This window comes from Streptomyces griseiscabiei, from assembly GCF_020010925.1.
In the GTDB taxonomy this organism is placed as follows: domain Bacteria; phylum Actinomycetota; class Actinomycetes; order Streptomycetales; family Streptomycetaceae; genus Streptomyces; species Streptomyces griseiscabiei.
The window spans coordinates 1858007-1884485 of record NZ_JAGJBZ010000002.1 but is presented as its reverse complement, the minus strand read 5'-3'; the positions used below and the strand labels follow the sequence as shown (position 1 = coordinate 1884485).

Sequence of the window (26479 nt, the reverse complement as noted above, 5' to 3'; positions counted from 1 at the left end):
GTGTGCGCACACCGTCCTACGCGCCTTCGGCCTGTCAGTACCCAGCCTCACGCGCCCCATGGGTCCCGGTGCGGGTCGTGCCGGTCACAGCGTCCCCCGGTCCCGGCGGCGCAGTCGGTGGACGGCCGCGCCGAGCGCGCCCGCGACGAGGAGGCCGCCGGCGACCATGGCCGGGACGGAGTCGGTGAAGGCCCCGCCGCCGCCCGCGTGGACCCCGCGCTGGACCGGGGCGGGGGGATGCGTGGAATGGTCGGTGGGTTCGTGCGTCGGCTGATGGGGCGGTTGATGCGTCGGCTGGTGGGTCGGCTGGTGGGTGGAGCGGTACGGGTCGTCGCCGCCGACGGCCACGCCGAAGGCGGCGCTCCACTGTCTGCCCTCCACGCCGGGGGCCGCGGGGCAGACGCCGTCCACGCCCCACTCGGTGGCGGAGTCCGCCGCCGCGGCGCCGGTCTCGAAGTCCGCGGCGGGCGCGATCTTGGCGGTGCCCTGGTAGGAGGGGCCGGCCGCGGAGTCTCCGTCGCCGGGGAGGCGCTGCAGGGTGACGGTGCCCTGTTCGAAGGCCTGTGAGCTGGCGTCGATCGTCTCGGGGGCGGGGCCGCCGGTCGGGTCGCAGGAGACGGAGAACGTGAGGGTGCCGCCCGGCGCGACGGAGTACGGGGTGACCTCGGCCGCGGGGTCCGCGTACGCGGGCGCGGCGGTGCCCAGGACGGTGCCGATCAGGGCGGCGGCGGACAGGGCCGCGGGCAGGACAGGGGCTCTGCGGCGCACGGACGGACGCGGGGGCGGGGGCATGGGCGGGGCTCCTTCGGGCGGCTCCGGCGGGTGGGGCACGACCGTCGTGCCCCGCGTCCATCAGAGCGCCGGGGGCGGCGGGGCGCGCGCGGCCGGGCACCATTTGCGGGACGCGGAGGGCCGACCGGGTGACCTCGCCCCGCGCGCCCGCGCGCCCCTGAACGGACAGCGGAGCGCCGCCGGAACGGGCCGGAGCGCTCAGCTGGAGAGCGAGACCAGTTCCCTCTCCAGGCCCCTGCCCCTCTTCTCCACCACCGCCGACGCGACGTCCGACAGTTTGCGGTTGGTGCCCTGGGAGATGCGGCGCAGGACGGTGAACGCGGTCTCCGCGTCGCAGCCGAGGACATGCATGACCATGCCGCAGGCCTGGTCGACGACCGGGCGGGTGCGCAGGGCGGCGCCGAGCTGGTCGAGTTCGGTGAGCGCGGCCCGGTAGGAGCGGTCGCGGACGATACAGGTCGCGGCGAGGTCCCCGAGGGCGCGCGCGGGGCCGTGCGGGGCGTCCTCCAGGGTGTGGGGGCGGAAGCTGTAGAGGCTGAGGGTCACGGTGAGGCCGGCCCGCCGGAAGGGCAGCGTGACACTGGACCGTACGCCCGCGTCGAGAGCCATGGCCCGGTACGCAGGCCAGCGTTCCTCCCGCAGCAGATCGGCGGAGTCGACCGGCTCACCGCGTTCCAGCGCGGACGGGATCGGTCCGTCGCCCGAGCGCAGTTGGACCGCGACGAGTCCGGCGAGGTCGGGGTGGGTGACGGCGGCGGGCCGCTCGGTGCCGCTGTCGGTCACCATGCCGCTGGCGCCGCAGCAGTCGCTGGTGCAGCGGGCGGCCTGTTCGACGAGTTCGGAGAGCCTTCTGCCCGGATGCGCGGATTCCGCCGACTCCCGTCCCACGCGGCCGAGTTGCTCGCTTTCCGGCATGAAGCACGCCTCCTCTCCCAGTCGCCTTCCCGCTCACCTGCGTGGAAAACGAGTCTCCGGCTTTCGCTCCCGCCGTGGCCCCGTCCACACCTCCCAGGCATTACGTTCGTCGCATGACGCAGACGGACGAATTCGGTGAGGAACTCGCGGATTTCGTGCGCCGGGTCGCGGAGTTGAAGGCGGCCCGCTCGGTACCGGCCGACGACCTGCCGACGGTCCTGGACGCGGCGATCTTCGAACTCGACCATGTCGCCGACCGGTTGTGGCCCGGGTACGAGCGGCTGACCACGTCGGGCCCGGCCGGCGGCGCCCCGGTCGCCGCGCAGGAACACCAGGTGCTGAAGGCCGTCTTCCAGAGCCTGCCGCTGCCCGTGCTGCTGGTGGACCGGGAGACCGTGGTGCGGCGCCTCAACCAGGCGGCGACCGCCTTGACCGGCGTACGGTCCGGCTCTGCGACGGGCCGTCCGCTGAGCGGGTTCCTCGCTCATTTCGACCGGGGCGCGTTCCGTTCCCAGGCGGCGGCCGTGGCCCGCGGCGAGGGCGACCGCAGCCTCACCGTCCACCTCCAGCAGCGCCCCTCGCTCCCGGTACGGGCCACGCTGACCGCGCTGCGTCCCGGTGACGAGCCGCGCGCCACCGTGCTGGTCGCCCTACAGCCCGCGGGGCACCGTATGCCCGCCGTCGAGCCCCCGCGCCCGCTGCCCGACCTCACCGAGACCACCGGGCACGCGGCCCTGATGGACCTCGTCGACGCCATGACGACGGCGCTGCTCACCGCCCCCGCCGGCGCGGCCCTCGACCGGGCGGCCCATGTCCTGCACGGCCGTTTCGCCGACTGGGTCATCGCCGACACGGCGGGCCCCGGCCTCACCCGGACCACGGTCCTGGCGCCCTCGGAGGGCGAGGCGAAGCTCCTGATGCCCCAGGATCCCGCCACCTGCCCCCTCGTCACGGACACCGCCCGTACCGGTTCCCCCACCCTCCAGGTCCGCCCGCCCGACCCCGCCGCCTTCGGCCACGACCGGACCGGCGCCCCGGTCCTCGTCAGAGCGGACGTCACCTCCCTGCTGACCGTCGCCCTCCCCTCCCCGGCCGGCACCGTCGAGGCCGTCCTGACCCTCTTCCGCTCGGGCCCCCGCCCGGCCTTCTCGATGGCCGAGGCCCGGGCCATGGACACGATGTCCCGCCACATCGGCCTGGCCATGGGCCCCCGGCCCCGCTGAGGGGCGCGGGGCCCCGGGCCCCGTAGGGGCGCGGGGAACTGCGCGAGAAGCCCCACCGAACCCGTACCCGACAACGAACCCGACACCTCCACGGCGCCCCCCAGAACCGGCGGAGCTACACCGCGTCCTTCATCACCTGGTCCCGCAGCCGGTCACAGCACCGGCTGATCAACCGCGACACATGCATCTGCGAGATCCCCAGCTGCTCCGCGATCCGGCTCTGTGTCATGTCCCCGAAGAACCGCATGTACAGGATCGCCCGCTCCCGCTCCGGCAGCGCGGCCAGCCGGGGCTTGACCGCCTCCCGGTCCACGACCGTGTCGAGCGCCGGGTCCGCGGACCCCAGCGCGTCGCTCAGCGAGTACCCGTCCTCGCTCCCCGGCAGCTCCGCGTCCAGCGACAGCGCCGTGAAGCTCTCCAGGGCCTCCAGCCCGACCTGGACGTCCTCCTCGCTCATGTTCGCGTGCTTCGCGATCTCCGCGACGGTCGGCCGTCGCCCCGAGATCGTCTGGGACAGGTCCTGACTGGCGAACCGCACACGATTGCGCAGGTCCTGGACCCGGCGGGGCACGTGCAGGGTCCACATGTGATCCCGGAAGTGCCGCTTGATCTCACCGGTGACGGTGGGGACGGCATAGCTCTCGAAGGCGTTGCCCAGCTCGGGGTCGTAGCGGTCGACCGCCTTGACGAGGCCGAGGGAGGCCACCTGGCGGAGGTCGTCGTAGCTCTCGCCGCGGTTGCGGAACCGGCCCGCGAGCCGTTCGGCCATGGGGAGCCACGCCTCGATGATCTGGTCACGCAGGGTGTCCCGCTGCTGGCCCGGGGGGAGCTCGGCCAGCCTGCGGAAGGCTTCGGCGGTGTCGGGGGCGTCGTCGTGCGGATGGTGCTTCGCCTGGGTACGCATGATGCGTCGCAACTCCCTGGATGGTGCCTCTGGGATGGACGGTCACCGTGGGGGCGCGGGCGTGAACAGGAATGGACACACCCGTGACGGAGATCTGGAAATCGCCACTTCCACGGACGTGCCTCCTGTCCGAAGCACTGTTGATGCGCCTGCCCCGGATCATGCACGGCAAACACATTCGGGGTTTCTCGTTCCGCCCGCGGGTGACTCGCTCGGGAGACCACACCCCGGGAGGTCCAGTATGGGCACCACCGTCGCCGACCACATCTTGCGGAGGCTCCGCGACTGGGAAGTCGAACAGGTATTCGGGTATCCGGGGGACGGCATCAACGGGCTGCTCGCGGCCTGGGGCCGGGCCGAGGACCGGCCGCGGTTCATCCAGTCGCGGCACGAGGAGATGTCCGCGTTCCAGGCGGTCGGCTACGCGAAGTTCTCCGGCCGGCTCGGCGTGTGCGCGGCGACCTCGGGCCCCGGCGCGATCCATCTGCTCAACGGCCTGTACGACGCCAAGCTGGACCATGTGCCGGTGCTCGCGATCGTGGGCCAGACGCACCGCAGCGCGATGGGGGGCTCGTATCAGCAGGAGGTCGACCTGCATACGCTCTTCAAGGACGTGGCCTCGGACTTCGTCGAGACGGTGACCGTGCCCGAGCAGCTGCCGAACGTCCTCGACCGGGCGATCCGCACCGCGTACGCCCGCCGGGCGCCGACGGCCGTGATCGTCCCCGGCGACGTACAGGAGCTGGAGTACTCGGCGCCGACCCACGAGTTCAAGATGGTGCCCTCCAGTCTGGACCACGGCGACTGGACCACGGTCCCCTCCGCCGAGTCGGTCGAGCGGGCGGCCGAGATCCTGAACGCCGGGGACAAGGTCGCGATCCTCGTCGGGCAGGGCGCCGCCGGGGCCCGCACCGAGGTGGCCCGCATCGCCGAACTGCTGGGCGCGGGCGTCGCCAAGGCCCTCCTCGGCAAGGACGCGCTGAGCGACGAACTGCCGTACGTCACCGGCTCGATCGGGCTGCTGGGCACCCGCCCCTCGTACGAGCTGATGCGCGACTGCGACACGCTGCTGACCATCGGCTCGTCCTTCCCGTACTCGCAGTTCCTGCCGGACTTCGGCAAGGCGCGGGCCGTGCAGATCGACATCGATCCGCACATGGTCGGGATGCGCTACCCGTACGAGGTGAATCTGATCGGGGACGCGAAGGCGACGCTGGAGCGGCTGATCCCGCTGATCGGACCGGACCGGGGCCGTGAGTGGTTCGACGAGGTGTGCGCGGGCGTGGCGCGCTGGCGCGAGGTGACCGCGCGCCGGGCGGAGCTGTCGGCCGACCCGATCAATCCGGAGTACGTGGCGCACGTCCTGGACTCGCTGGTGCCGGACGACGCGATCATCTCCTCGGACTCCGGTTCGGCGGCGAACTGGTACGCCCGGCACCTCACCGTGCGGGGCACCATGCGCGGCTCGCTGTCGGGCACGCTGGCGACGATGGGCTGCGGGGTGCCGTACGCGATCGGCGCGAAGTTCGCGCATCCGGACCGTCCGGCGATCGCCCTGGTCGGGGACGGGGCGATGCAGATGAACGGCATGGCGGAGCTGATCACGGCGGCCAAGTACCGAGACCGCTGGGAGGATCCGCGGCTGGTCGTGGCCGTCTGGAACAACCACGACCTGAACCAGGTGACCTGGGAGCTGCGGGCGATGGGCGGCGAGCCGTCCTTCCTGCCCTCGCAGGAGCTGCCGGACGTCCAGTACGCCGCGTTCGCCCGTTCCCTGGGGCTGACCGGCATCCGGGTGGAGAAGCCGGAGGACGTCGAGGCGGGCTGGCGGGCGGCCCTCGCCGCGGACGGTCCGGCGGTCGTGGAGTTCCTCACCGACCCTGCCGTGCCGCCGATCCCGCCGCACGCCACCTGGGAGCAGATGGAGGCCACGGCCGCCTCGATCCTCAAGGGCGACGCCGACCGGGGCTCGATGGTCAAACAGGGGCTGAAGGCGAAGCTGCAGGAGTTCCTGCCGGGCAACCGCGAGAAGCACGGCCGTGAGAAGAACGGCGGTGAGAAGGGCAGGGGCGGGAAGTAGGCGGGCGGGAAGCAGGCGGGCGGGCCGCGTGGGTGCGTTCCCGTCGCCAGGTGCCTGTGTCGGCGTCGGGTGTTCGGGTACGCGGGGGCCACGAAAACCCATCTGGAGGGGAGTCATGCAGCGAGGCAGCGACCGGCTGAGCGCCCACCGCGACGACGAGATGAAGCACGAACTGCAAGGCCTGCTCCGTTCCGGGCATCCCACCCGGACGGAGGAGTGGCACGACCCGGAGCCGTACGCCGAGGACGACCCGGAGGTCGCGTACGGGCCGGTGACACCGAGCCGGGACCCCGCCCGGGTGGAGGCCCTGCGGCTGGAGCTGGCCCGCGTCCTGGGCCGTACGTCGTTCCCGGCGGGCCCGGCCGAACTGATCCGGGTCCTGCGGGGGCGGCACGCCCCGGACGCGCTGGTGGAGCCCCTGGAGCGGCTGCCGCGCGAGGCCCGCTACGACTCGGTCCACCAGCTCGCGGAGGCGGTCGTCGGAGACGGCGACGGCGACGGCGACGGCGACGGCGACACATAGGCCTCCGGCTCCCGGGTACTGCGGGCAGGGTCACGCCGTCGTGGGCGTGCCCCCGCGGTCGGGGCGCCGCAGCCGATGCGGGTCCCGGCCGTCCGCACCCCGGACCCGGACTCGGCACTCGCCCACGGCGGCCGGGCGGCACCGGACACCTGACATGAGCGACGAAGGGACTGAGCACCGATGCGTATCGCATTCCTGACCGCACCCGAGGGTGTCGAACAGATCGAGCTGACCGAGCCCTGGCAGGCGGCGGAGAACGCCGGCCACCAACCCGTGCTGGTGTCGACGGAGGCCGGCCGGATCCAGGCCTTCCACCATCTCGACAAGGCGGACACGTTCCCCGTGGACGCCGTGGTGGGCGAGGCACCGGCCGGGTCGTTCGACGCGCTGGTCCTGCCCGGCGGGGTGGCCAACCCGGACCTCCTGCGCATGGACGAGCGGGCCGTGTCGTTCGTCCGGGAGTTCGCCGAACGGGGCCGTCCGGTCGCCGCGATCTGTCACGCGCCGTGGACGCTGGTCGAGGCGGACGTGGTCCGCGGCCGGGTCCTGACCTCGTGGCCGAGCCTGCGCACCGACATCGGCAACGCGGGCGGCACCTGGGTCGACGAACAGGTCCGGATCTGTGACCACGGCCCGGGCAAGCTGGTCACCAGCCGTAAGCCGGACGACCTCAAGGCGTTCTGCGAGGCGTTCCTCCAGGTGTTCGCCGAGTCCGCCGGGTCCACCGGGTCGGCCCAGGAGCGGGAGGCCGCCCGATGAGCGCCCCCTTCGACCCCATGGACCGCAAGCGGGAGCAGCGCGAGGCCGCCCACCCGGCCGACCCGGTCTCGGGCCCCCTCACCACCGACCAGGGCGTGGCCGTCGACCACACCGACGACTCCCTGGCCGCCGGTGAGCGCGGGCCGACGCTGATGGAGGACTTCCACTTCCGGGAGAAACTCACCCATTTCGACCATGAGCGGATCCCGGAGCGTGTGGTCCACGCTCGGGGCGCGGGCGCGTACGGGTACTTCGAACCGTACGAATCCTGCGCGGAGTTCACCCGTGCCGCGTTCCTCCAGGACCCCTCGGTCCGCACCCCGGTCTTCGTGCGGTTCTCCACCGTGCAGGGGCCGCGCGGCTCGGCGGACACCGTGCGGGACGTACGCGGCTTCGCCACCAAGTTCTATACGTCGGACGGCAATTACGATCTGGTCGGGAACAACTTCCCGGTCTTCTTCATCCAGGACGGCATCAAGTTCCCCGACTTCGTGCACGCGGTGAAGCCGGAGCCGCACAACGACATCCCGACCGGCGCATCCGCGCACGACACGCTCTGGGACTTCGTGTCGCTGCAGCCGGAGACCCTGCACGCGATCATGTGGCTGATGTCGGACCGGGCGATCCCGCGCAGCTACCGCATGATGCAGGGCTTCGGGGTGCACACCTTCCGGTTCGTGACCGCCGACGGGCGGGGCACGTTCGTGAAGTTCCACTGGAAACCGAAGCTGGGCACACACTCGCTGGTGTGGGACGAGGCGCAGGAGTGCCAGGGCCGGGACCCGGACTTCAACCGCCGGGACCTGTGGGACGCGATCGAGGCCGGCGAGTACCCGGAATGGGAGCTGGGCGTCCAACTGGTGCCGGAGGAGGACGAGTTCGCCTTCGACTTCGATCTGCTCGACGCCACCAAGGTCATCCCCGAGGAGCAGGTGCCGGTACGGCCGATCGGCCGCATGGTGCTGGACCGCAACCCGGAGAACTTCTTCGCCGAGACGGAACAGGTCGCCTTCCACACCGCGAACGTCGTCCCCGGCATCGACTTCACCAACGATCCGCTGCTCCAGGCCCGCAACTTCTCCTATCTGGACACCCAGTTGATCCGCCTGGGCGGCCCCAACTTCAGTCAGCTGCCGGTGAACCGCCCGGTCGCCCCGGTGCGCACCAACCAGCGCGACGGCTCTCACCAGTCGGCGATCCACGGCGGCACGAACTACTCCCCGAACTCCCTCGGCGGCGGCTGCCCGGCCCACGCGGGCGTCGACCCGCACGCCTACACCCATCTCGCCGAGCGCGTCGACGGCGCCAAGATCCGCCGCCGCAGCGAGAGTTTCAAGGACCACCACAGCCAGCCCGCCATGTTCTGGAACAGCATGGCCCCGTGGGAGCGGGAGCACATCGTGGCCGCCTTCCGCTTCGAACTCGGCAAGGTCGGCGCGCTCACCGTCCGCGCCCGTACGGTCGGTGAACTGGCCAAGGTGGACCCGGAGTTGGCGGCCGAGGTGGCGAAGGGCATCGGGGTGCCCGTCCCGTCGGACGCCGAGCCGGTGGCGTACAAGCTCACCTCCCCCGCCCTCAGCCTGGAGTCGCAGCGCGGCCCCGGTTCGATCCGTACCCGGCAGATCGCCGTGCTGGTGGCCGACGGGGTGGACGCCGAGCAGGTGACGAGCGTGCGGGAGGCCCTGGCGGCCGAGGGCGCGATCGTCGAGGCGCTGGCGGCGCGGGACGGCACGGTACGCGGGGCGGACGGCGCGGAGTACACCGTGGACCGGGCCCTGCCGACGGTCGCTTCCGTGCTGTACGACGCGGTCCTGCTCCCCGGCGGTCCCGTCGCCACGCCGTCCCCGGCCACCGACCCCGACGCCATGCGCTTCGTCCGCGACGCCTACCGTCACGGCAAGCCGATCGGCGCCCTCGGCTCCGGCGTCGGCATCCTCGCCGCGCTGCGGCCCGAGGGGGTCCGTCTCTCCTCCGAGTTCCACCACGTGGTCGCCGACCGGGGTGTGGTCACGGACACGGCCCAGGGCACCGCGAGCGAGGACTTCACCAGGGAGTTCGTCGCGGCGACAGCCGCCCACCGCCACTGGGACCGCCCACCGACACACTGCTGACGGCGACAAGAAGGGCTGGGGCCCCGAGCTCGAACCGGCTCTAGGGCCTCCGCCCCAGCAGGCACAACAACCGGGTCTGGGCGTCGGCCCCCACCGGCGGCTCCACCGCCGCCCCGAACAACCCGCTCTTCTCCAGCTCCCCCGCGTACGGCGCGATCTCCTCCGCCGCGAACGACACCAGTTCCTCCGGCAACCGCTCCTCGTACCCGATCGCCCGCGAGAGATCCCACGCGTGCACCACGAGATCGGCGACCATCTGCGCGCAGTACGCCGTCGCCGGAGTGTCCCCGTACGACAGATGAACCGTCCGGTCGAGCGCCCCGGGCGCCCCGAACGCCTCGCGCGCGGAGTGCGCGGCGGTGTCCCAGGAGGCCGCGGGGTCCGGCCCCAGCAGATCCCCCTCGAACGTGTCGCCGACCTCCTCGATCATGCAGCCGTCCCGTACCAGCGACGGCACCCACAACTGCTCGGACACGAGATGGTTGACGAGGTCACGCACCGACCACTCGGCGCACGGGGTACCGGCGTCCCACCGGTCGTCGCGGACGGCGTGGACCCGCGCGCCGAAGAGGTCCTGGGCCTCGGCGTGCCGGGTGAGCAGCGTGCTCACCCGTGACTGCCGTGACCGCGGTGTCCCACCTGATGTCATGCCGGCCCTCGCTCCCGGGCGCCGTCCCGGGTGCGGCCCGGGACGACCGGCCGGCGCGGATGGCGGCGCAGATACTCGCCCTCCAGCAGCGCCATCCGCTCGTTGTGGGTGCGCAGCGCCTCCGTCGATCCGTGCAGCAGGGTGTCGTGCCGTGTGCGGTGGATCGACTCCAGCTCCTTCATCAACTGCTGATCGTCCAGCTGGTCCGGGTGCACTCCGGTCATGGTGGTACCCCGATCGTCGTGGTCCTCCCTCCACTGTACGAACATCCGGGGCCCCGGGCCCCTGTGAGGACCCGGGGGCGGCGGCCGGCTAGCGGGCGCGCTCCACACGGCGCTCGTCCCAGACCGGCTCCGGGGTCTCCCGTACCCGGCCGTCGGAGCCGAAGACCAGATAGCGATCGAACGAGCGAGCGAACCAGCGGTCGTGGGTGACAGCGAGGACCGTCCCCTCGAAGGCCTCCAGCCCCTCCTGAAGGGCCTCCGCCGACTCCAGGTCGAGGTTGTCGGTGGGCTCGTCGAGGAGCAGGGCGGTCACGCCCTGCAACTCCAGCAGCAGGATCTGGAAGCGGGCCTGCTGGCCCCCGGAGAGCCGGTCGAACGGCTGCTCGGCCTGCTTGGTCAGCTCGTAGCGGCGCAGCCGGGACATGGCGGCTCCCCGGTCCTGCGCGTGCTCCTTCCACAGGATGTCGAGCAGCGGGCGCCCCTCCAGCTCCGGGTGGGCGTGCGTCTGCGCGAAGTGCCCCGGCAGGACCCTGGCGCCGAGCTTCCACTCGCCCGTGTGGGCAACGTGGTCTCCGGCGAGCAGCCGCAGGAAGTGGGACTTGCCCGAGCCGTTGGAGCCGAGGACGGCGACCCGTTCGCCGTAGAAGACCTCCAGGTCGAAGGGTTTCATCAGGCCGGTCAGCTCAAGGGCCTTGCAGGTGACGGCCCTGACGCCGGTACGGCCGCCCTTGAGCCGCATGGTGATGTCCTGCTCGCGCGGCGGCTCGGGCGGCGGCCCGGCCTCCTCGAACTTGCGCAGCCGGGTCTGGGCGGCCGAGTAGCGGGAGGCCAGCGCGGGGCTGTTCTCGGCCGCCTGCCGGAGGTTCAGGACGAGCTTCTTCAGCTGCTCGTGCTTCTCGTCCCAGCGCCGGCGCAGTTCCTCGAAGCGCTCGAAGCGCTGCGTCCGCGCCTCGTGGTAGGTGGCGAACCCGCCGCCGTGCACCCAGGCGTCCGCGCCCGCCGGGCCCGGCTCCACGCTGACGATCTTCTCGGCGGCGCGGGAGAGCAGTTCCCGGTCGTGGGAGACGAAGAGCACGGTCTTGCGGGTCTCCTTCAGCCGCTCCTCCAGCCACCGCTTGCCGGGCACGTCGAGGTAGTTGTCGGGCTCGTCGAGGAGGAGCACCTGCTCGGTGCCCCGCAGCAGCGCCTCCAGCACGAGCCGCTTCTGCTCACCGCCGGAGAGCGTCCGCACCTGCCGCCACTGCGCCTTCTCGTACGGCACGCCGAGCGCGGCCATGGTGCAGATGTCCCACAGGGTCTCGGCCTCGTAGCCGCGCACCTCGGCCCAGTCGGAGAGGGCCTGCGCGTAGGTCAGCTGGGCCGCCTCGTCGTCCACGGTCATGATCCCGTGCTCGGCGGCGTCGACGGCCTTCGCGGCGTCCCTGATCCTCGGCTGGGCCACGGACACCAGCAGGTCCCGCACGGTCGTCTCGTCCCGCACGGACCCCACGAACTGCCGCATCACCCCGAGCCCGCCGCTGACGGTCACCGACCCGCCGTGCGGCTTCAGCTCCCCCGAGATCAGCCGCAGCAACGTCGTCTTCCCGGCCCCGTTGGGCCCGACCAGCGCGACGACCGCTCCTTCTCCGACCCGGAAGGACACATCCCCGAGCAGTGCCCTCCCGTCCGGCAGGTAGTACTCCAGATGAGCGGCTTCGAGATGTCCCATGCCGCGCATTCTCCGAGTTGCTCCACCACCCGGGCAAATCCATTTCCCGGGCGACCGTGGTGCGGCTGTGGGGCGGAGGCAGTGTGGTCGGGTGCGGGTCCGGTGGGGGCTGGTCGCGCAGTTCCCCGCGCCCCTGAAAGAGGCCTGCGGCCCTTTCGGGACGAAAAGCACGGGGCGCAGCCCCTGCTTTTCAGGGGCGCGGGGAACTGCGCGAGAAGCCCCACCGGACCCGCACCCGACCACACACCCCCACCCACCCGCACCCAACCCCACCCCGCCCGACACGGTTCGGCCCGCATGGGGTACCCGTGGTCTCATGACCCCAGACGTCGACCTCACCGTCCGCCCCCCGGGCCACCACATCCTCAGGGACCGTTTCCTCGCCGCGGACAGCCGGCTGTTCAACGCGGTGGCGACCCGCGACTGGCCCGGCGCGCACCCCCTGCTCCCCAAGCTGAGCCGCGCCGCGAACCACGGCGTCCTCTGGTTCGCCACGGCGGCGGCGATCGCGGCGACCAGGAGTCCCAGGGCCCGCAGGGCGGCCGTCCGGGGCGTCGCCTCGCTCGCCCTCGCCTCGGCCACGATCAACACCCTCGGCAAGCGCTCGATCCGCCGCCCCCGCCCGATCCTGGACAACGTGCCCCTGACCCGGCAGCTGAAGCGCCAGCCGATCACCACGTCGTTCCCCTCGGGCCACTCCGCCTCCGCCGCCGCCTTCGCGGCCGGTGTCGCCCTGGAGTCACGCGGCTGGGGGGCGGCGGTCGCCCCGCTGGCCACCGCCGTCGCCCTGTCCCGCGTGTACACGGGCGTGCACTTCCCGAGCGACGTCCTGGTGGGCGCCGCCCTGGGCGTGGGTGCCGCGTACGCCGTACGGGGCATCGTGCCGACCCGCGACCAGCTCCCCCCGCCCGGACGCCCGTACGTGGACGCGCCCGCGCTGCCGGAGGGGGACGGCCTGGTGGTGATCGCCAACCGGGCCTCGGGGACGTCGGACCGGGTGCGCGCGCTGCAGAACGTGCTGCCCGGCGCCGAGACCGTGGAGTGCGAACCGGACGACGTACGGGCCGAGTTGGAGAAGGCGGCCACCCACGCCCGGGTGCTCGGCGTGTGCGGCGGCGACGGCACGGTGAACGCCGCCGCCGAGGTCGCCCTGCGCCACGGCCTCCCCCTCGCGGTCCTCCCCGGCGGCACCCTCAACCACTTCGCGTACGACCTCGGGGTGGAGGACGTCCGCGACCTGGCCCGTGCCGTGCGCCAGGGCGAGGCCGTCCGGGTGGACCTCGGGCACTTCACGACCGGCGACACCGAGGGCCACTTCATCAACACGTTCAGCCTGGGCGTCTACCCCGAGCTGGTGCGGGAGCGCGAGCGCTGGGAGCGGCTGGTCGGCGGCTGGCCGGCGGGCGTGGTCGCGGCGCTGCGGGTCCTGCGCTCCGACCGGCATCCGCTGCAGGCCACCTTCGAGGGCCGGCCGCGCCCGATCTGGCTGCTCTTCGCGGGCAACGGCACCTACCACCGGCTGGGCCTCGCCCCGGTCCGGCGCTACGACCTGGCCGACGGGCTGCTGGACGTCCGTGTCGTGCACGGCGGCCGCCGCCCGGCCCTGCGGCTGCTGGCCGCGGCCGTCGCCGGCCCGCTGACCCGCACCCCGGCCCACGCGGCGGTCCGCGTACGACGGCTCCGGGTGGACGGGATCGCGCCGGGCACGCTGCTCGCGTACGACGGTGAAGTCACCGAGGCGCAGGGCGATCTGACGCTCCGGAAGATCCCGGAGGCGCTGACGGTCTACCGGCCCGTGCCCTTCCACTGACCCACTCGCCGACACCGACACCGACAGACACCGACACAGCCCACGGAGGTCCACCATTCAAGACGGCGGTCTCATTATTCGGCCGGGCCGCGTACGGTTCGAGGACGAACGCACGCGGACCTCACGGTCCGCGTGGTCCTCGTGGAAGGGGAACGGCCATGTCGAAGGCACGGGAGACCGCCGTCTACACGCACGGACACCATGAGTCGGTGCTGCGCTCGCACACCTGGCGGACAGCCGCCAACTCGGCGGCCTACCTGCTCGGTTCACTCGAACCCCAGATGAAGATCCTGGACATCGGCTGCGGTCCGGGCACGATCACCGCCGACCTGGCCGCCCTGGTCCCGGAGGGACACGTCACCGGTGTCGACCACGCGCCCGGCATCCTGGAGCAGGCCCGCACCACGGCGGCCGAACGCGGCCTGGAGAACGTGGACTTCGCCGTCGCGGACGTCCACGCGCTGGACCACCCGGACGACACCTTCAGCGTGGTCCACGCGCACCAGGTGCTCCAGCACGTCGGCGACCCGGTGCAGGCGCTGCGCGAGATGCTCCGTGTGACGAGGCCGGGCGGGATCATCGCCGTCCGGGACTCCGACTACGCGGCGATGACCTGGTTCCCCGAGTCCGAGGGCATGGACGACTGGCTGGACCTGTACCGCCGGGTGGCCCGCGCCAACGGCGGTGAGCCCGACGCGGGGCGCCGGCTGAAGTCCTGGGCCCTGCGCGCGGGGCTCACCGACATCACGGCGACCTCCGCCACCTGGACGTACGCCACGGCCGACGAGCGGGCCTGGTGGAGCGGACTGTGGGCGGACCGGACGGTCGCCTCCGCGTACGCCGAACGGGCGACGGAGGGCGGTCACGCCACGGTCGAGCGGCTGCGGGCGATCGAGGCGGCCTGGCGGGAGTGGGGGCGCCGGGAGGACGGCTGGTTCGCCGTCCTGCACGGAGAGATCCTCTGCCGCAAGGCGGCCTGACAGCCCCGCCCCTCCTGCTCTCTCCTGCCGTCTCCCTGCGCTCCTCTTCGGTCAGTCCCGCGGCAGCAACGGTCCCAGCGGCCCGAGGTCCAGGTTCAGGTCCTCGGGCCGCAGTCCGTAGCGCTCGCGCAACTCGGTCATCCGGTCGTCCAGCAGCATCAGGGTGAGCCCGATGCGCTCCTCCTGGTCCTCCGAGAGTTCCCCGGTGTCGAAACGGCGCACCGCCTGCCGTTCCATCAGCTGACGGAGCAGCTCGACGACGGTGAGGACCAGCTTGACCAGGTCCTTTTCCACCGTGTCGGGCTCCAGTTCGAGACGGTTGCGGCCGGTCACTCGCTGCCTCCCCAGGGTGAGGGGACCTGTGCGTTCACGGAGCTGATCAGCGCGTTCAGGTCGATACGGACGAGGTCGACGTCCGCGATGCGCAGCGTGAGGTCGCCGGTGATGACGACCCCGCCGGCGAGCAGCCGGTCGAGGAGGTCGACGAGGGCCACCTCACGGCGTTCGATCACGGTCACGAGCCGTCCTCCCCGGTCTCCCCGGTCTCCCCACTGAACGAGTAGGCCGCCCACGGGCCGGTGAGTTCCACCCGCAGTCCCGGTTCCTCACCCTTCGTGCGGTCCACCAGCTCCACGAACTCCTCGGAATGGGCGCGCGGCACCAGATAGGCCGCGTTCAGCACATTGCGGCCGGGAGCACCGGAGAGCGCGGAGTTCTGCGGGGCGTGCAGCCGGGTCTCCTCGGCGGCCGCCGCGAGGGTGTCGTGCAGAGCGCGCGCGAACCGGTCGGCGTTCTCCCACATCTCCTCGTTGGCCCGGTGGCTCCGCCGCCGCTGCCGCAGATAGTCCCGCCCGCTGGAGACCTTCGCGGGCGCCCGGGCCGGCTCCCGCTCCGCGGACTCCTCGGGCTCGGCGTACACCTTGACTCCCCACTCCACCCGGCCCGCCAGCCGCTCCAGGGTCCGCCGGAAGCCCTCCTCACGGGCCTCCAGCATCACCCGTACGCCGCTGTCGTCGCGGAACACGGTGGCGAGCCGGAGCGGCAGGGGCGTGGTGACGACGGTGAGGGCGTCGATCACGCTCTGGTGGGCGCGGGCGGTCTCGGTCAGCCAGTCCAGGTCCTCCAGATGGGCGCGCAGCGGCTCCTCGGCGAAGTCGCGCTCCGGCACCTCGCTGACCACGGCGATCAGGTCGTGGTGGCGCAGCTGCCGGGGCGGCGCGCCGGCCACCCCGGTCAGCTGGGACTGGAGCGCCGCGTCGAAGGGGCGGCAGACGGCGTAGACGTAACGCAGTCCGGTCATGAGGGCTCCTCTCTGGCGCGGCCACGCTCGATGGCCGGCTCCGGCTCGCGCCGGGACCCGCCGTCGTCCAGCTCCGCGAGCCGGGCGCGCAACTCGGCGTTCTCACGGGAGAGTTCGTCGCGGCGGGCGTGGGAGGACAACGCCGGGTCGGTCTCCCACCAGTCGATCCCCATCTCCTTGGCCTTGTCGACCGAGGCGACGATCAGGCGCAGTTTGATGGTGAGCAGTTCGATGTCGAGCAGGTTGATGCGGATGTCGCCCGCGATCACCAGACCCTTGTCGAGCACCCGTTCCAGAATGTCGGCCAGATTGGCACTCCCGTTCTGCCCGTACGGCTCGGGGACTCGGCTCGGGAAGGTCATCGTCGGCTCCCGCCCACGCCTGCCGCCCTTTCCTCGTCCTCATAGTCGTACGGTTCCTCGTCCATGTCCTCTCCTGCGTCGTCCTCGGCCTCGGGAACGTCCTCGTACTCGTCCTCCGGGACCTCTTCCGCGTCGTCCGGCTCGCCATCCTCGTCCTCGTCGGCGTACCCTTCCGCCGCCTCCTCCTCTTCCGCCTCTTCCGCCTCTTCCGCCTCTTCCGCCTCGTCGTCGTACTCGCCCTCGGCCTCGTCGTCCTCCGGGGCCTCGTCCTCCGGGGCCTCGTCCTCCCGCTCCTCCTCCGCGAGGGCGTCCTCGTGGGTGACGACGACCTCGCCGTCGCGGATCTCGCCGCGCCAGCCGTCCTCGGCCTCGCCCCTGAGGGTGATGAAGCGGACGAAGTTCTTGAGGTCCAGCCGGGCCCGGCGGCCCTGGGCGCGCCAGAGGTTGCCGGTCTTCTCGAAGAGGCCCTTCGGGTAGTACTCGATGACGAGCAGCACCCGGGTGAGGTCGTCCGCGAGGGCGTGGAAGGTGACGGCGCCCTTCGAGGTGCCCTTGGCGCCCTCGGACGTCCAGGTGATCCGCTGGTCGGGCACCTGTTCGGTGGTGTGCGCCTTCCAGCTGCGGTTGGACCAGAAGACCTTCATCTGCCAGTCCGAGTGGGTGTCGTCGGCCTGGCCGGCGCTCTTCACCCCCTTGGCGAAGGTGCTGAAGCTCTGGAACTGGGTCCACTGGTCGTAGGCGGTGCGCACCGGCACCCCGACGTCGACGGACTCGATGATCACCGTGGGCTTGTTGCCGGAGCCGCCCTTGCGCTTGCCCTTGCCGCCGCCGAGGTTCTTCAGCGCGCCGAGCACGTTGTCCTTGGCCCGGCCCGCGCCCACCTCCAGGGCGGTGCGCAGCGGCCCCTTGCCCTCGGCGAGCTTGCGGCCGCCGTCGAGGGCGAGCTTGGCGAAGCCGGGGCTGTTGCCCTCGGCGATGTCGTTGAGCTTGCCGGTCGTCTCGCCGAGTTTGCGGCCGGCGCCGACCAGGAGCCGCTGGGCCTGGGCGGCCACATACTCCCGGGCCTCGGCCTTGAGATGCTCGACGGCCTCGCTGTGGGCCAGGTCGGTGAGCGGGTTGCTCGTGGCCGCGTCCTTCGCCCGGTCCGTCGCTCCGCCGGTCGCGCGGCCGGTCGCCGCGCCGAGGGTCTCAGTCATCGCCGCCGCCTCCCTTCGTCGTCCGCGACCTCGCGGTCGTGCGCGCCGCCTTCTTGGCCGGGGCCCTGCCGGGGGCGGTCTTCTTGGCGGCCGGCTTCTTGGGCACCGGCTTCTTGGCCGCGGTCTTCTTCGCGGCCGTCTTCTTCGCGGCCGGCTTCTTCGTAGCCGGTTCGCGCGGGCGCTCCGGCTCGTCGCCGGGGGCCGATTCCTCCCGGTCCTCCTCGCCACGCCCCGGCAGATCCGGCGTCACCCCGTCGAGCTGGTCGCGCACCTGGGAGGTGCGGCCGTGCAGCCGCCCGGCGAGCCCTTCGATCTGCCGCTCGACCAGCGCCCCGGTGGCCGCCTTGCCGACACCGCGCAGGTCCCCGCGGAGCTGGTCACCGATCTCCTTGAACTGCGGGTTGTTCTGCAGTTGCCGGGACACCAGCTCCGCGAGCGCCCGTGGGCTGAGGTGCATCCGCTTGCCGGCCACCATGGTGCCGACGGCGAACGCCAGTTTCATCTTCTTGGTACGCCCGAGGACGTATCCGGCCCCTACGGCGAGGCCCAGTGCGATTCGATTCATTGTGTCGTCCCGTTGCCGGTTCCTGTGCTCCTCCGCGCGCTGATCTCCAGCCGGTCGAGAAGCTCGTCCTCCAGGCGGTCGAACTCCTCCTCATCGATCGCGCCCGCTTCGAGCCGCTGCTCGAGGCGGGCGAGTTCGGCGCGGACGGCCGCCGGGTCGTAGTACTGGCGCTCGGCCTCGGTGAGCACCTGCCTCACCGTCCAGAGGCTGCCGCGGACCGGTGCGAACGGCAGCAGCAGTACCTCGGTGATCAGTCCCATGTGCTCTCCTCCTCGGCCCGCGCGCGTCGTCGGTGTCGTCAGTGGGGTGTCTCCGCGGGCTGCGCGGGCCCCGGTTCGACGAAGCTGTACGGCGGCAGCGGCCCGTTCACCCGCACCTCGACGTGCGGATGGCTCTTGCGGACCTCCTCCACGGCGTCGAGGAACACCGCGGCCGACTCCCGGTCCACGAGGAACGACAGATTGGCCAGCCAGCCGGTGGAGTCGGGGCCCGCGCTGACCGCGTCGGCGGCCGGCTCCAGGACCCGCCGCAGCTCCGTCGCGTCGTCGGCCTCACGGGCCTGCACCGCGGCGACGACCATCTCGCCGAGCCGCAGCCGGTCCTCGTACGTGCCGCCGCCCGCCTGCCGGTTGGCCTCGGTCATGGCGCGCAGCTCGGGGTTCTCCCCCATCACCCGATGCAGTACGGCCTCTTCGTCATGGCCGGCCTTGACGTTGTACTCGACCTTGCCGTCGAGGGCGCCGAGCCGCTCCCGGTAGTGCTCCGCGCGTTCGGCGAGCACACCGGTGACCGAGGCGTCGTCGGGGGCGACGCTGCCGAACCGCATGGGCAGCAGCGGGCCGCGCGCACCCACCTCGCTCAGGACGTTCTGGTGGGCGAGCAGATCCTTGCGCTTGGGGCGCAGCCCCTCGGGAGCCTCACTGACGAGGGCCGCCAGTTCGCCCTCCCGGAGGATCCGCACCGGGCGCGCGGGGTCGCCCACCCCGCCCATGCCCTCGGGGAGGGCGGGGTGGGAGCCGGCGGTGATGCCGTAGACGTACGTGCTCACTCCTGTTCCTCCCTCTTGCGCGAGCTCGTGGTCCTACGGGCGCGGGGCCGCGACTCGGTCTGCTCCTCCTCGCGGGCCTGCTTGAAGGCATCGGAGATCGTCTCGGCGGCGCCGGACAGCGCCCCCTTGGACTTGCCGCGCGCGCCGGACTCGGTGATCTCACCGACGAGGTCCGGCAGACCGGGGCTCTTGCGCGGCCCGGCCTCCAGGTCGAGCCGGTTGCACGCCTCGGCGAAGCGCAGATAGGTGTCGACGCTCGCCACCACGACGCGGACGTCGATCTTCAGGATCTCGATGCCGACCAGGGAGACCCGTACGAACGCGTCGATGACGAGCCCCCTGTCGAGAATGAGCTCCAGGACGTCGTACAGGCCGCTGCTGCCGCCTCCGCCGCCGGACTGCTGTGCAGGTACTACGGTCATGCCGGCCGGTCCTCCTTGGTTGTCGGTTGTGGTTGTCGGGTCTTGACCGGGGATGCCGAACCGGGGCGACGGCCTAACGGCGGTGCGGGTCCGCCCTGCCGCGCTCGTAGCGGCGCACGCGCCGATAGCCGGTCAGTCCGCCCTCGGCGTCGAGTTCCACCCGGTAGCTGGCGAGCAGGCTCATCGTGTCGGGGACCCTGGCGATCTCCAGGACCTCGACCTCCAACGTCCAGCCGCCCTCGGTCTGTTCGAACGACGACACGGACTCGGGCGCCATGCCGGTCAGCTCCTCCAGCTGGTCCCGCGCGTGGCGCAGAACCTGCACGGGGCTGGGCCGGTCGTCCGTCGCCTTCCGCGCCGCTTCCGTTTCGTCCTGATTCTGTGATGTGCGTGCGTTCTGTGTCTTGGGTGTACGGGATGTGTTGGATGTGTTCGACATGGCCACCTCGAACACCGAGTGGCCCCACGTCCGTTGGCCAAACCTTTTCGGGTCAGCCGCGCAGCGCCGCGAGCCGCCGCCGTGCCGGGCCCAGCGCGCGGCCCCTGCCCAGCGCCCCTCCCCAGGGGTCGGTACGGGCCTGTTCGACGGCGTCCGCCAGGGTCCAGCGGCGGGCGTCCACGGCCGGGTCGTCGAGCTGTTCCCAGGTCAGCGGCGCGGCGACGGGCGCACCGGGGCGGGCGCGCACGGACCAGGGCGCGACGGCGGTCTGGGCGTAGGCGTTGCGCTGGATGTCGAGGTAGAGCCGGTCGCCCCGGTCCTTCTTGCGGGGCTCGGTGGTGAGCCGCTCGGGGCGGGCGCGGACGAGTGCGTCGGCGATCTCCCCGGCGAAGGCGCGCACCGCGTCGAAGTCCTCGTGCCCGTCGAGCGGTACGACGACGTGGACGCCCCTGGACCCGATGGTCATCGGGACGGACGGCAGCCTCAGCTCGCCGAGCAGCTCCCGTACGTCCCGGGCCGCTTCCCGGACCCGTTCGAAGTCGTCCACCGCCGGGTCGAGGTCGATGACCAGCCGGTCGGGTCGGTCGACGGCGCCGGTCCGGGAGAGCCAGCGGTGCTGGGTGACACAGGCCTGGTCGGCGAGGTACACGAGGGTGGCGGTGTTCGCGCAGACCGGGTGGAGGACCGTGCCGCCCTCCTTGCGCACCTCCACGCGTTCGATCCACTCCGGATAGTGCCCGGGGGTGTTCTTCTGCATGAACATGGGCCCGTCGAGCCCGTCGGGGTGCCGCTCCAGCATCAGCGGGCGTCCGCGCAGCTGGGGCAGCATGAAGGGGGCGACGGCACGGTAGTAGGCGACGAGATCACCCTTGGTGTACTCCTTGCCGCCGTCTCCCCCACCGCCACGGCCTCCGCCGCCGTCCCCGTCCCCGTCCCTGTCCCCGTGCGCGTCCGCGGGGAACAGCACCTTGTCCGGGCGGTGGATCTCGACCGTGCGGCGGCCGACCCGCAGTGCCCGGGTCGCGTTCCCCATGTCCGGACTCCCTTCCGCGCGTGGGCCGTTCAGGGTGCGATCGCGTGCTCCACCAGCAGCCGTCCGGCAACCGCGATCGCCTCCGCGTCGATGCCCGCCTCGCGCAGCTGCTCCTCGGGGGAGGCCGAGCCCGGCATCGTACGGACGGCGAGGCGGACCAGGCGGGGCACCGGGCGGCCGTCGAGGAAGGCGTCGAGGACCGCGTCGCCGAGGCCGCCCTCCTCGTGGTGGTCCTCGACGGTGAGAACGCAGCCGGTCCGTTCGGCGGCCTCGCGCAGCGTGCGGCGGTCGACGGGCTTGACCGAGTAGAGGTCGATCACCCGGACCTGGATGCCCTCGGCGTCCAGCGCCTCGGCGGCCTTGAGCGCCTCGGGCACGGTGACCCCGGCCGCGACGACGGTCAGCCGGTCGGTGTCGGAGGCGCGCAGCACCTTGCTGCCGCCGACCGGGAACTCCTCGGTCGGGCTGTAGAGGACGGGGGACTCGCCTCGGGACGTGCGCAGATAGCGGACGCCTTCTAGGCCGGCCATCGCGCCGACGAGCTTGGCGGTCTGGTTGGCGTCGCACGGGTACAGCACGGTCGAGCCGTGCACCGAACGCATCATCGCCAGGTCCTCCAGGCCCATCTGGGAGGGCCCGTCCTGGCCGATGGCGCAGCCGGCGTGCGAGCCGACGAGGTTGATCCCGGCCCCGCTGACCGACGCCATGCGGATGAAATCGTGGGCGCGGGTGAGGAACGCCGCGAACGTGGAGGCGTACGGCACCCAGCCGCGCGCCGCGAGCCCCACGGCGGCGGCCACCAGCTGCTGTTCGGCGATGTAGCACTCGAAGTACCGCTCGGGGTGTTCCTTGGCGAAGAACTCGGCGCGGGTGGAGTCGCCGACCTCGCCGTCCAGGGCGACGACGTCGCCGCGCGCGGTGCCGAGCGCGGTGAGGGCCTGCCCGAAGGCGTTCCGGGTGGCGACCTCGTCACCGGTCTCGTAGCGCGGCAGCTCCAGATGCCCGGTGCGTACGGCGTGCAGCATCCGGGCGGCGGGCGGCTCGGGGACCTCGACACGGAGGTCGCGTACGCCGCCGAGTTCCGCGATCGCCTCGTCGGCGTCCTTGAGCGGCTTGCCGTGCAGCCCCTCGCGGTCCTGGACCGCCTCGACGCCCTTGCCCTTGAGGGTGCGGGCGAGGATCACGGTGGGCTGGCCCTTGGTGGACGCGGCCTCGCCGTACGCGCGGTCGACGGCGTCCACGTCATGGCCGTCGATCTCGACGATGTGCCAGCCGAAGGCGGCGAAGCGGCGGGCGTAGGCGTCCAGGTCGTGGCCGTGCCGGGTGGGGCCGCGCTGCCCGAGCCGGTTGACGTCGACGATCGCCGTCAGATTGTCCAGATGCTCGTACGCGGCGTGCTCGGCGGCCTCCCACACCGAGCCCTCGGCGAGTTCGCTGTCCCCGCACAGCACCCACACCCGGTAGCCGGTGCGGTCCAGCCGCTTCCCGGCCAGCGCGATGCCGACGCCGACGGGCAGGCCCTGGCCGAGCGAGCCGGTGGCCGTCTCCACCCAGGGCAGCCTGCGGGGCGTGGGGTGCCCTTCGAGTCGGCTGCCCAGCTTCCGGAACGTCATCAGCTCGCTCTCGCTGATCGCGCCGGCCGCCTTGTACGCCGAGTACAGCAGGGGCGAGGCATGGCCCTTGGACAGGACGAAGCGGTCGTTGCCGGGGTGCTGGGGACGTTCGAAGTCATAGCGCAGATGCCCCGCGAGCAGGACCGCCATCAGCTCGGCGGCCGACATGGACGACGTCGGGTGCCCCGAGCCCGCGGCGTCCGACGCCCGCACACTGTCCACCCTCAACTGCTGTGCCAGCTCGGTGAGTTGACGGCTGTTCATGACGCTCCTTCCGAACCCTTGGCGGGCTTCTGGGGGGTGGCCTTCGCCGGCTTCGTCCTGCCCGGCTTCGCGCTGCCCGGCTTCGTCCTTTTCGCGGTCTCCGTCGTCTCCTTCTTCACGGTCCCCGCCGGCTCCTTCTTCGCGGCCTCCGCCGGCTTCGTCCTGCCCGGTCGCTTGGTCAGTTCGGGGGAGGCCGTGTCCAGGGGAACGGCCCAGGACCGGACCAGGCCCAACTGGACTCCCTGGCGCGGCAGTACGGCGTCCAGGAGCCAGTCGGCGGCGACCCGGACGCGGTTGCCGGGCATGGCGGCGAGATGGTAGCCGCGGGTGACGGCACCGGCGGCGAGGCCGGACAGCGGTACGCCGAGGGGGTTGGCGGCGGCCTTGACCCCGCCGAGGTCCACGACGAAACCGAGGTCGCTGTGCCGGTAGGGCCGGGGCTCGCCGCGGCCGAGGGAGGCGGCGACGTTGTACGCGGCCACCTTGCCCTGCCGCCAGGCGTGCTGCGCGGTCATCGGGGTGTACTTCCCCGGCTTGGTCAGATCGGGTACGGCCGCCGCGTCCCCGCAGGCGAACACCTCGGGCCGGCCCGGCACCTGCAGCGTGGGCTCGACGAGCAGCCGGCCGCGTTCCATCGGCAGCCCCAGCGACTCGGCGAGCGGATCGGGCCGTACGCCCACGCACCACACCAGCGTGCGGGTGTCGACGAACTCCCCGTCGCTCAGCAGCACTCCGTCCGGTGTCGCCTCCTTCACGGAGGTCCCCGTCCGTACGTCGACGCCGCGCTGCCGCAGCACCTTGTCGGCGGTCCGCGACAGCTTCTCGTCCATCTCGGGCAGGACCCGCTCCGCGAGGTCGAGCAGCAGCCAGCGCGGCCGTACGCCGTCCCGCAGCGGCTGTTTGCGTACCAGCGCGTCGGTGAGCATCTGGCCCTGCGCGGCGACCTCGGTGCCGGTGTACCCGGCGCCGACCACCACGAAGGTGCAGCGGGCGTCGCAGCTCTTGGCGTCCTCGGCGCCGGCGGCCAGCTCCACCTGCCGGGTCACGTGGTCCCTGAGGTACAGCGCCTCCGGCAGCCCCCGGAAGCCGTGGGCGTGCTCGGCGACCCCCGGAATGGGCAGCAGTTTGTTGACGCTCCCGGCGGCGAGCACCAGCCGGTCGTAGGTCAGGGTGCCGACCCCGCCCTCGGGGTCGGTGTAGCGCACGGTCCGCGCGTCGAGGTCGATGTCGTCGGCCTCGCCGAGCACCAGCCGCACCTGCCGCAGGGTGCCGGTGAGGGAGACGGTGACCCGGCGCGGCTCCAGGATGCCGGCGGCGACCTGGGGCAGCAGGGGCAGATACAGGAAGTAGTCGGTCGGGTTGAGCAGGGTGATGTCGGCCTTGCCCCGGGTCAGCCGCGCGAGGGTGCGGGCCGTCCGGTAGCCGGCGAAGCCGGCACCGACGATCACGATGCGGGGTCGACTCACGGTTCGCCTCCGGCGGGGTCGCGCATACGGTCGGTGAACGTACGGGCCTTCCGCGTCCCCCTGGGCAGGACGCCCAAACCGGTCGGCCGCCGGATCACCGGAACGTCCGGGGATCTCCCCGCGGCGGCCGGGCACCCACCCGCACGACCGCGGCGGGGCCGACAGGCACCCGCCTCCCGGCCCCGCCGCGTGGGGTGAGCCCTCCGCTCACCGGCCGAGGGGCGGCTCGTGGGGCGGCTGACGGGGGTCGACGCCGGCCGGCGGGGGCGCGCCGGCCGCACCACCGGGGGCCACGGGCGGCACCGGCGGATAGCCGGCCGGTCCCGTCCCGCCCGGGGGCGTCCCCGGCGCCGTACCACCGGGCACCCGGTCACGGCCCGCCGCGAGTCCTGCCTCGTGCTCGGCCGTCGGCCGGGACGCCGAGGGCCGCGCGGCGCCCCTCAGCAGATACGCCGCCACGCCGAGCACGACGGCCGTGATCAGGGCGGCGGCCCAGTCGGGCAGCGCCAGTGCGAGCGCCAGACCGAGGGCCAGCGCCAGGGCGGCACCCGCGTACAGGGCGAGCGCGCCGGACGCGGCGTAGAGCGCGGCCCTGCGGCGCTGCTTGCGGGTCTGCTGCCGCAGCTCGTCGCGGATGGTCTCGCGCGCCACCTGCGCCAGTTCGTCGGCCAGGTGCTTGTCCAGATGTTCCAGGTGATCCAAGCGGTCCATGGCGCCCGAGTACCCTTGCCGGTGCCCGCGTAACGCGGCGCGCGCCCGCGCCGTCTCCGGGAAACGTCCCGGAACGATCTCCCTCCCCGGCCGGCCCAACTAGGCTCTCCCTCATGGAGATTCTCGGTACCACGCTCCGCATCTGCGTCGACGACCTGGAAGCCGCGGTCCCGTTCTACGAGAGACTCTCGGGCGGACCGGCGATGCGTTTCGAGCGCGGTGGTGTCCAGGTCGCCGCCGTCGGCTGCTTTCTGCTGATGAGCGGCCCGGAGTCGGAGCTGGAGGTGCTGCGGAAGGTCACCGCCACCCTCGCGGTCGAGAACGTCGACGAGGCCCACCAGCTCCTCACCGCCTCCGGCGCCCAGGTCCTGGCCGGTCCGATCCCCACCCCCGTCGGCCGCAATCTCATCGCGGTCCACCCCGACGGCTCGGTCTACGAGTACGCGGACCGCCGGTCGGCCGGGTGAGCGTCACCGGCCGAACGCGGCCACGACGAGGTCCGTGAGCAGCGCGCCCGCCGTGCCGTCGGGGTCCAGATCGGGGTCGTAGATGGTGATGTTGAGGCCGACGCAGTGCGGCGAGCGGACCAACGGGCCGAGCAGCGCGGTGAGTTCGTCGGGGAGGAGCCCGTCGGGGTCGGGGCTGTCGACGGCGGGCATGACGGACGGATCGAGGACGTCGGCGTCCAGGTGCACCCAGAATCCGCCGAGTTCGGGTGTCTCGAAGCTCTGCGCGGTGGCCCGGGCGAGATCGTCCGCACCCCAGGTGCGCAGGTCGCCGACCGTCACGACCGGGATCTTCAGCGCGGCCAGCTCGCTCCGGTCGTCCTCGAACTCGTCCCGGATGCCGAAGAGCCGGATGTCCTCGTCGCGCAGATAGGGGCGAAGGCCCTCCAGATCGGTCAGGTCCGGCTGTCCGCGTCCGGTGGCGAGCGCCAGCTCCTCACCGCCGGCCGCGCCGACCGCGTCGGAGTTCCCGGGGTGCCGGAAGTCGGCGGAGGCGTCGATCGCGACCAGTCCGTACCGCCCGGTCCGCCGCAGCGCGAGCGAGGCGCCGAGCTGGATCGAGCAGTCCCCGCCGAGGACGACGGGCAGCTCACCGGCCCGGACATGCCGTTCGATCCGGTCGGCGAGCCGGCGGGTGTACGCGGCGAGCGCGGCGGCGTTGAAGACGCCGTCGCCCTCCTGCCAGTCCCCGCGGTCGTAGCGGGGCGGGACCACCACCCCGCCCTCCAGCGCACGAAGCCGCCGCACGATGCCCTGTTCCCGCAGGGCACCGGCCAGTTTGTAGCAGCCGGGCACGGTTCCGGGGGCGGGCGGCCTGAGGCCGAGGTTCGAGGGGGCGTCCACGACGACGATGCTGCGCATGGCCCCATCCTGCGG

At 72.6% G+C, this 26479-nt stretch carries 29 protein-coding genes; 8 read left to right on the top strand and 21 right to left on the bottom strand.

The annotated features are described in order from the left end of the window. Positions 1-84: 84 nt before the first annotated feature. Both J8M51_RS25620 and J8M51_RS25615 read right to left on the bottom strand, forming a co-directional pair. Positions 85-792, bottom strand: coding sequence for a hypothetical protein (locus J8M51_RS25620; RefSeq protein ID WP_086763368.1), 708 nt, complete (start codon positions 790-792; stop codon positions 85-87). A 198-nt stretch (positions 793-990) separates the two neighbouring features. Then, positions 991-1707: an ANTAR domain-containing response regulator gene (locus tag J8M51_RS25615; RefSeq protein ID WP_086764029.1), complete on the bottom strand. Its 717-nt coding sequence runs from the start codon at positions 1705-1707 to the stop codon at positions 991-993. Between the two features lie 113 nt (positions 1708-1820). Between J8M51_RS25615 and J8M51_RS25610 the strand changes: the two genes are divergently transcribed. Beyond that, on the top strand, positions 1821-2930 hold the full coding sequence (locus tag J8M51_RS25610; protein WP_267299499.1) for a PAS domain-containing protein: 1110 nt from the start codon (positions 1821-1823) through the stop codon (positions 2928-2930). 115 nt (positions 2931-3045) lie between these two features. Here J8M51_RS25610 and J8M51_RS25605 read toward each other — a convergent pair whose 3' ends face one another. After that, positions 3046-3834 carry an RNA polymerase sigma factor SigF gene (locus J8M51_RS25605; RefSeq protein ID WP_086754266.1) on the bottom strand — a complete coding sequence of 263 codons (789 nt, stop codon included), beginning with the start codon at positions 3832-3834 and terminating at the stop codon, positions 3046-3048. Between the two features lie 241 nt (positions 3835-4075). Between J8M51_RS25605 and J8M51_RS25600 the strand changes: the two genes are divergently transcribed. The 4 genes from J8M51_RS25600 (at position 4076) to J8M51_RS25585 (ending at position 9307) form a co-directional block, all read left to right on the top strand. Further along, positions 4076-5914, top strand: coding sequence for a thiamine pyrophosphate-requiring protein (locus tag J8M51_RS25600; RefSeq protein ID WP_086754268.1), 1839 nt, complete (start codon positions 4076-4078; stop codon positions 5912-5914). Between the two features lie 115 nt (positions 5915-6029). After that, the gene (locus J8M51_RS25595) at positions 6030-6437 is read left to right on the top strand and encodes a DUF2795 domain-containing protein (protein ID WP_086754270.1); all 408 of its coding nucleotides are present in this window, start codon (positions 6030-6032) and stop codon (positions 6435-6437) included. A gap of 180 nt (positions 6438-6617) precedes the next feature. Then, complete coding sequence (locus J8M51_RS25590; protein ID WP_086754272.1) at positions 6618-7196, top strand: type 1 glutamine amidotransferase domain-containing protein; 579 nt, start codon at positions 6618-6620, stop codon at positions 7194-7196. Next, complete coding sequence (locus tag J8M51_RS25585; RefSeq protein ID WP_086754274.1) at positions 7193-9307, top strand: catalase; 2115 nt, start codon at positions 7193-7195, stop codon at positions 9305-9307. Before J8M51_RS25590 ends, J8M51_RS25585 begins: the two co-directional genes overlap by 4 nt. Positions 9308-9347: 40 nt before the next feature. On the opposite strand, the gene J8M51_RS25580 is transcribed toward J8M51_RS25585, so the two are convergent. The 3 genes from J8M51_RS25580 to J8M51_RS25570 all read right to left on the bottom strand — a co-directional run bounded on the left by J8M51_RS25580 (position 9348) and on the right by J8M51_RS25570 (position 11888). Beyond that, the gene (locus J8M51_RS25580; protein WP_398856855.1) at positions 9348-9917 is read right to left on the bottom strand and encodes a TIGR03086 family metal-binding protein; all 570 of its coding nucleotides are present in this window, start codon (positions 9915-9917) and stop codon (positions 9348-9350) included. Positions 9918-9952: 35 nt separating this feature from the next. Beyond that, complete coding sequence (locus tag J8M51_RS25575) at positions 9953-10180, bottom strand: DUF6158 family protein (RefSeq protein ID WP_086754278.1); 228 nt, start codon at positions 10178-10180, stop codon at positions 9953-9955. 88 nt (positions 10181-10268) lie between these two features. Then, a complete protein-coding gene (locus J8M51_RS25570) occupies positions 10269-11888 on the bottom strand; it encodes an ABC-F family ATP-binding cassette domain-containing protein (protein ID WP_086754279.1) in 1620 nt (539 codons plus the stop codon). 316 nt (positions 11889-12204) lie between these two features. Between J8M51_RS25570 and J8M51_RS25565 the strand changes: the two genes are divergently transcribed. Both J8M51_RS25565 and J8M51_RS25560 read left to right on the top strand, forming a co-directional pair. Beyond that, positions 12205-13698, top strand: a complete 1494-nt coding sequence (locus J8M51_RS25565; protein WP_216589950.1) for a bifunctional phosphatase PAP2/diacylglycerol kinase family protein — start codon at positions 12205-12207, stop codon at positions 13696-13698. A 158-nt stretch (positions 13699-13856) separates the two neighbouring features. Next, positions 13857-14678, top strand: coding sequence for a class I SAM-dependent methyltransferase (locus tag J8M51_RS25560; protein ID WP_086751758.1), 822 nt, complete (start codon positions 13857-13859; stop codon positions 14676-14678). Positions 14679-14729: 51 nt separating this feature from the next. On the opposite strand, the gene J8M51_RS25555 is transcribed toward J8M51_RS25560, so the two are convergent. From J8M51_RS25555 to J8M51_RS25490, 14 genes are all read right to left on the bottom strand, one after another. After that, the gene (locus tag J8M51_RS25555; RefSeq protein WP_086751759.1) at positions 14730-15011 is read right to left on the bottom strand and encodes a gas vesicle protein K; all 282 of its coding nucleotides are present in this window, start codon (positions 15009-15011) and stop codon (positions 14730-14732) included. After that, positions 15008-15196 (bottom strand): gas vesicle protein, encoded by a 189-nt coding sequence (locus J8M51_RS25550; RefSeq protein ID WP_086751760.1) that lies wholly within the window; start codon positions 15194-15196, stop codon positions 15008-15010. The genes J8M51_RS25555 and J8M51_RS25550 overlap by 4 nt, the downstream gene beginning before the upstream one ends. Beyond that, on the bottom strand, positions 15193-15978 hold the full coding sequence (locus J8M51_RS25545) for a GvpL/GvpF family gas vesicle protein (protein ID WP_086751761.1): 786 nt from the start codon (positions 15976-15978) through the stop codon (positions 15193-15195). The genes J8M51_RS25550 and J8M51_RS25545 overlap by 4 nt, the downstream gene beginning before the upstream one ends. Then, on the bottom strand, positions 15975-16340 hold the full coding sequence (locus tag J8M51_RS25540; protein ID WP_086751763.1) for a gas vesicle protein: 366 nt from the start codon (positions 16338-16340) through the stop codon (positions 15975-15977). The genes J8M51_RS25545 and J8M51_RS25540 overlap by 4 nt, the downstream gene beginning before the upstream one ends. Beyond that, a complete protein-coding gene (locus tag J8M51_RS25535; protein WP_086751766.1) occupies positions 16337-17536 on the bottom strand; it encodes an SRPBCC family protein in 1200 nt (399 codons plus the stop codon). Before J8M51_RS25535 ends, J8M51_RS25540 begins: the two co-directional genes overlap by 4 nt. Then, positions 17529-18101: a DNA primase gene (locus tag J8M51_RS25530; RefSeq protein WP_086751769.1), complete on the bottom strand. Its 573-nt coding sequence runs from the start codon at positions 18099-18101 to the stop codon at positions 17529-17531. The genes J8M51_RS25535 and J8M51_RS25530 overlap by 8 nt, the downstream gene beginning before the upstream one ends. Further along, positions 18098-18361 (bottom strand): gas vesicle protein GvpG, encoded by a 264-nt coding sequence (locus J8M51_RS25525; protein WP_086751771.1) that lies wholly within the window; start codon positions 18359-18361, stop codon positions 18098-18100. The genes J8M51_RS25530 and J8M51_RS25525 overlap by 4 nt, the downstream gene beginning before the upstream one ends. A 38-nt stretch (positions 18362-18399) precedes the next feature. Beyond that, positions 18400-19149, bottom strand: a complete 750-nt coding sequence (locus tag J8M51_RS25520) for a GvpL/GvpF family gas vesicle protein (protein WP_216589954.1) — start codon at positions 19147-19149, stop codon at positions 18400-18402. Beyond that, on the bottom strand, positions 19146-19571 hold the full coding sequence (locus J8M51_RS25515) for a gas vesicle structural protein GvpA (protein ID WP_086753894.1): 426 nt from the start codon (positions 19569-19571) through the stop codon (positions 19146-19148). Before J8M51_RS25515 ends, J8M51_RS25520 begins: the two co-directional genes overlap by 4 nt. 73 nt (positions 19572-19644) lie before the next feature. Beyond that, entirely contained in the window at positions 19645-20010 is a 366-nt protein-coding gene (locus J8M51_RS25510; RefSeq protein ID WP_086753896.1) for a gas vesicle protein GvpO, read from the bottom strand. A gap of 52 nt (positions 20011-20062) precedes the next feature. Further along, positions 20063-21043: a non-homologous end-joining DNA ligase gene (gene ligD, locus J8M51_RS25505; protein WP_086753892.1), complete on the bottom strand. Its 981-nt coding sequence runs from the start codon at positions 21041-21043 to the stop codon at positions 20063-20065. A gap of 29 nt (positions 21044-21072) precedes the next feature. Continuing rightward, positions 21073-22920, bottom strand: coding sequence for a transketolase (locus J8M51_RS25500; protein ID WP_086753890.1), 1848 nt, complete (start codon positions 22918-22920; stop codon positions 21073-21075). Then, a complete protein-coding gene (locus J8M51_RS25495; RefSeq protein ID WP_086753888.1) occupies positions 22917-24386 on the bottom strand; it encodes an NAD(P)/FAD-dependent oxidoreductase in 1470 nt (489 codons plus the stop codon). Before J8M51_RS25495 ends, J8M51_RS25500 begins: the two co-directional genes overlap by 4 nt. 207 nt (positions 24387-24593) lie before the next feature. Further along, a complete protein-coding gene (locus J8M51_RS25490) occupies positions 24594-25097 on the bottom strand; it encodes a phage holin family protein (RefSeq protein ID WP_086753886.1) in 504 nt (167 codons plus the stop codon). 113 nt (positions 25098-25210) lie between these two features. Here J8M51_RS25490 and J8M51_RS25485 point away from each other — a divergent pair, with 113 nt between their 5' ends. Then, positions 25211-25564, top strand: a complete 354-nt coding sequence (locus J8M51_RS25485; RefSeq protein ID WP_086753884.1) for a VOC family protein — start codon at positions 25211-25213, stop codon at positions 25562-25564. A gap of 3 nt (positions 25565-25567) precedes the next feature. Here J8M51_RS25485 and J8M51_RS25480 read toward each other — a convergent pair whose 3' ends face one another. Then, positions 25568-26464, bottom strand: a complete 897-nt coding sequence (locus tag J8M51_RS25480; RefSeq protein WP_216589958.1) for an arginase family protein — start codon at positions 26462-26464, stop codon at positions 25568-25570. Positions 26465-26479: the final 15 nt, after the last annotated feature.

Coding starts and splice junctions, on each gene's coding strand:
- J8M51_RS25620 (WP_086763368.1), bottom strand. CDS start 792: ATGCCCCCGCCCCCGCGTCCGTCCGTGCGCCGCAGAGCCCCTGTCCTG.
- J8M51_RS25615 (WP_086764029.1), bottom strand. CDS start 1,707: ATGCCGGAAAGCGAGCAACTCGGCCGCGTGGGACGGGAGTCGGCGGAA.
- J8M51_RS25610 (WP_267299499.1), top strand. CDS start 1,821: ATGACGCAGACGGACGAATTCGGTGAGGAACTCGCGGATTTCGTGCGC.
- J8M51_RS25605 (WP_086754266.1), bottom strand. CDS start 3,834: ATGCGTACCCAGGCGAAGCACCATCCGCACGACGACGCCCCCGACACC.
- J8M51_RS25600 (WP_086754268.1), top strand. CDS start 4,076: ATGGGCACCACCGTCGCCGACCACATCTTGCGGAGGCTCCGCGACTGG.
- J8M51_RS25595 (WP_086754270.1), top strand. CDS start 6,030: ATGCAGCGAGGCAGCGACCGGCTGAGCGCCCACCGCGACGACGAGATG.
- J8M51_RS25590 (WP_086754272.1), top strand. CDS start 6,618: ATGCGTATCGCATTCCTGACCGCACCCGAGGGTGTCGAACAGATCGAG.
- J8M51_RS25585 (WP_086754274.1), top strand. CDS start 7,193: ATGAGCGCCCCCTTCGACCCCATGGACCGCAAGCGGGAGCAGCGCGAG.
- J8M51_RS25575 (WP_086754278.1), bottom strand. CDS start 10,180: ATGACCGGAGTGCACCCGGACCAGCTGGACGATCAGCAGTTGATGAAG.
- J8M51_RS25570 (WP_086754279.1), bottom strand. CDS start 11,888: ATGGGACATCTCGAAGCCGCTCATCTGGAGTACTACCTGCCGGACGGG.
- J8M51_RS25565 (WP_216589950.1), top strand. CDS start 12,205: ATGACCCCAGACGTCGACCTCACCGTCCGCCCCCCGGGCCACCACATC.
- J8M51_RS25560 (WP_086751758.1), top strand. CDS start 13,857: ATGTCGAAGGCACGGGAGACCGCCGTCTACACGCACGGACACCATGAG.
- J8M51_RS25545 (WP_086751761.1), bottom strand. CDS start 15,978: ATGACCGGACTGCGTTACGTCTACGCCGTCTGCCGCCCCTTCGACGCG.
- J8M51_RS25540 (WP_086751763.1), bottom strand. CDS start 16,340: ATGACCTTCCCGAGCCGAGTCCCCGAGCCGTACGGGCAGAACGGGAGT.
- J8M51_RS25535 (WP_086751766.1), bottom strand. CDS start 17,536: ATGACTGAGACCCTCGGCGCGGCGACCGGCCGCGCGACCGGCGGAGCG.
- J8M51_RS25530 (WP_086751769.1), bottom strand. CDS start 18,101: ATGAATCGAATCGCACTGGGCCTCGCCGTAGGGGCCGGATACGTCCTC.
- J8M51_RS25525 (WP_086751771.1), bottom strand. CDS start 18,361: ATGGGACTGATCACCGAGGTACTGCTGCTGCCGTTCGCACCGGTCCGC.
- J8M51_RS25515 (WP_086753894.1), bottom strand. CDS start 19,571: ATGACCGTAGTACCTGCACAGCAGTCCGGCGGCGGAGGCGGCAGCAGC.
- J8M51_RS25510 (WP_086753896.1), bottom strand. CDS start 20,010: ATGTCGAACACATCCAACACATCCCGTACACCCAAGACACAGAACGCA.
- ligD (WP_086753892.1), bottom strand. CDS start 21,043: ATGGGGAACGCGACCCGGGCACTGCGGGTCGGCCGCCGCACGGTCGAG.
- J8M51_RS25500 (WP_086753890.1), bottom strand. CDS start 22,920: ATGAACAGCCGTCAACTCACCGAGCTGGCACAGCAGTTGAGGGTGGAC.
- J8M51_RS25490 (WP_086753886.1), bottom strand. CDS start 25,097: ATGGACCGCTTGGATCACCTGGAACATCTGGACAAGCACCTGGCCGAC.
- J8M51_RS25485 (WP_086753884.1), top strand. CDS start 25,211: ATGGAGATTCTCGGTACCACGCTCCGCATCTGCGTCGACGACCTGGAA.
- J8M51_RS25480 (WP_216589958.1), bottom strand. CDS start 26,464: ATGCGCAGCATCGTCGTCGTGGACGCCCCCTCGAACCTCGGCCTCAGG.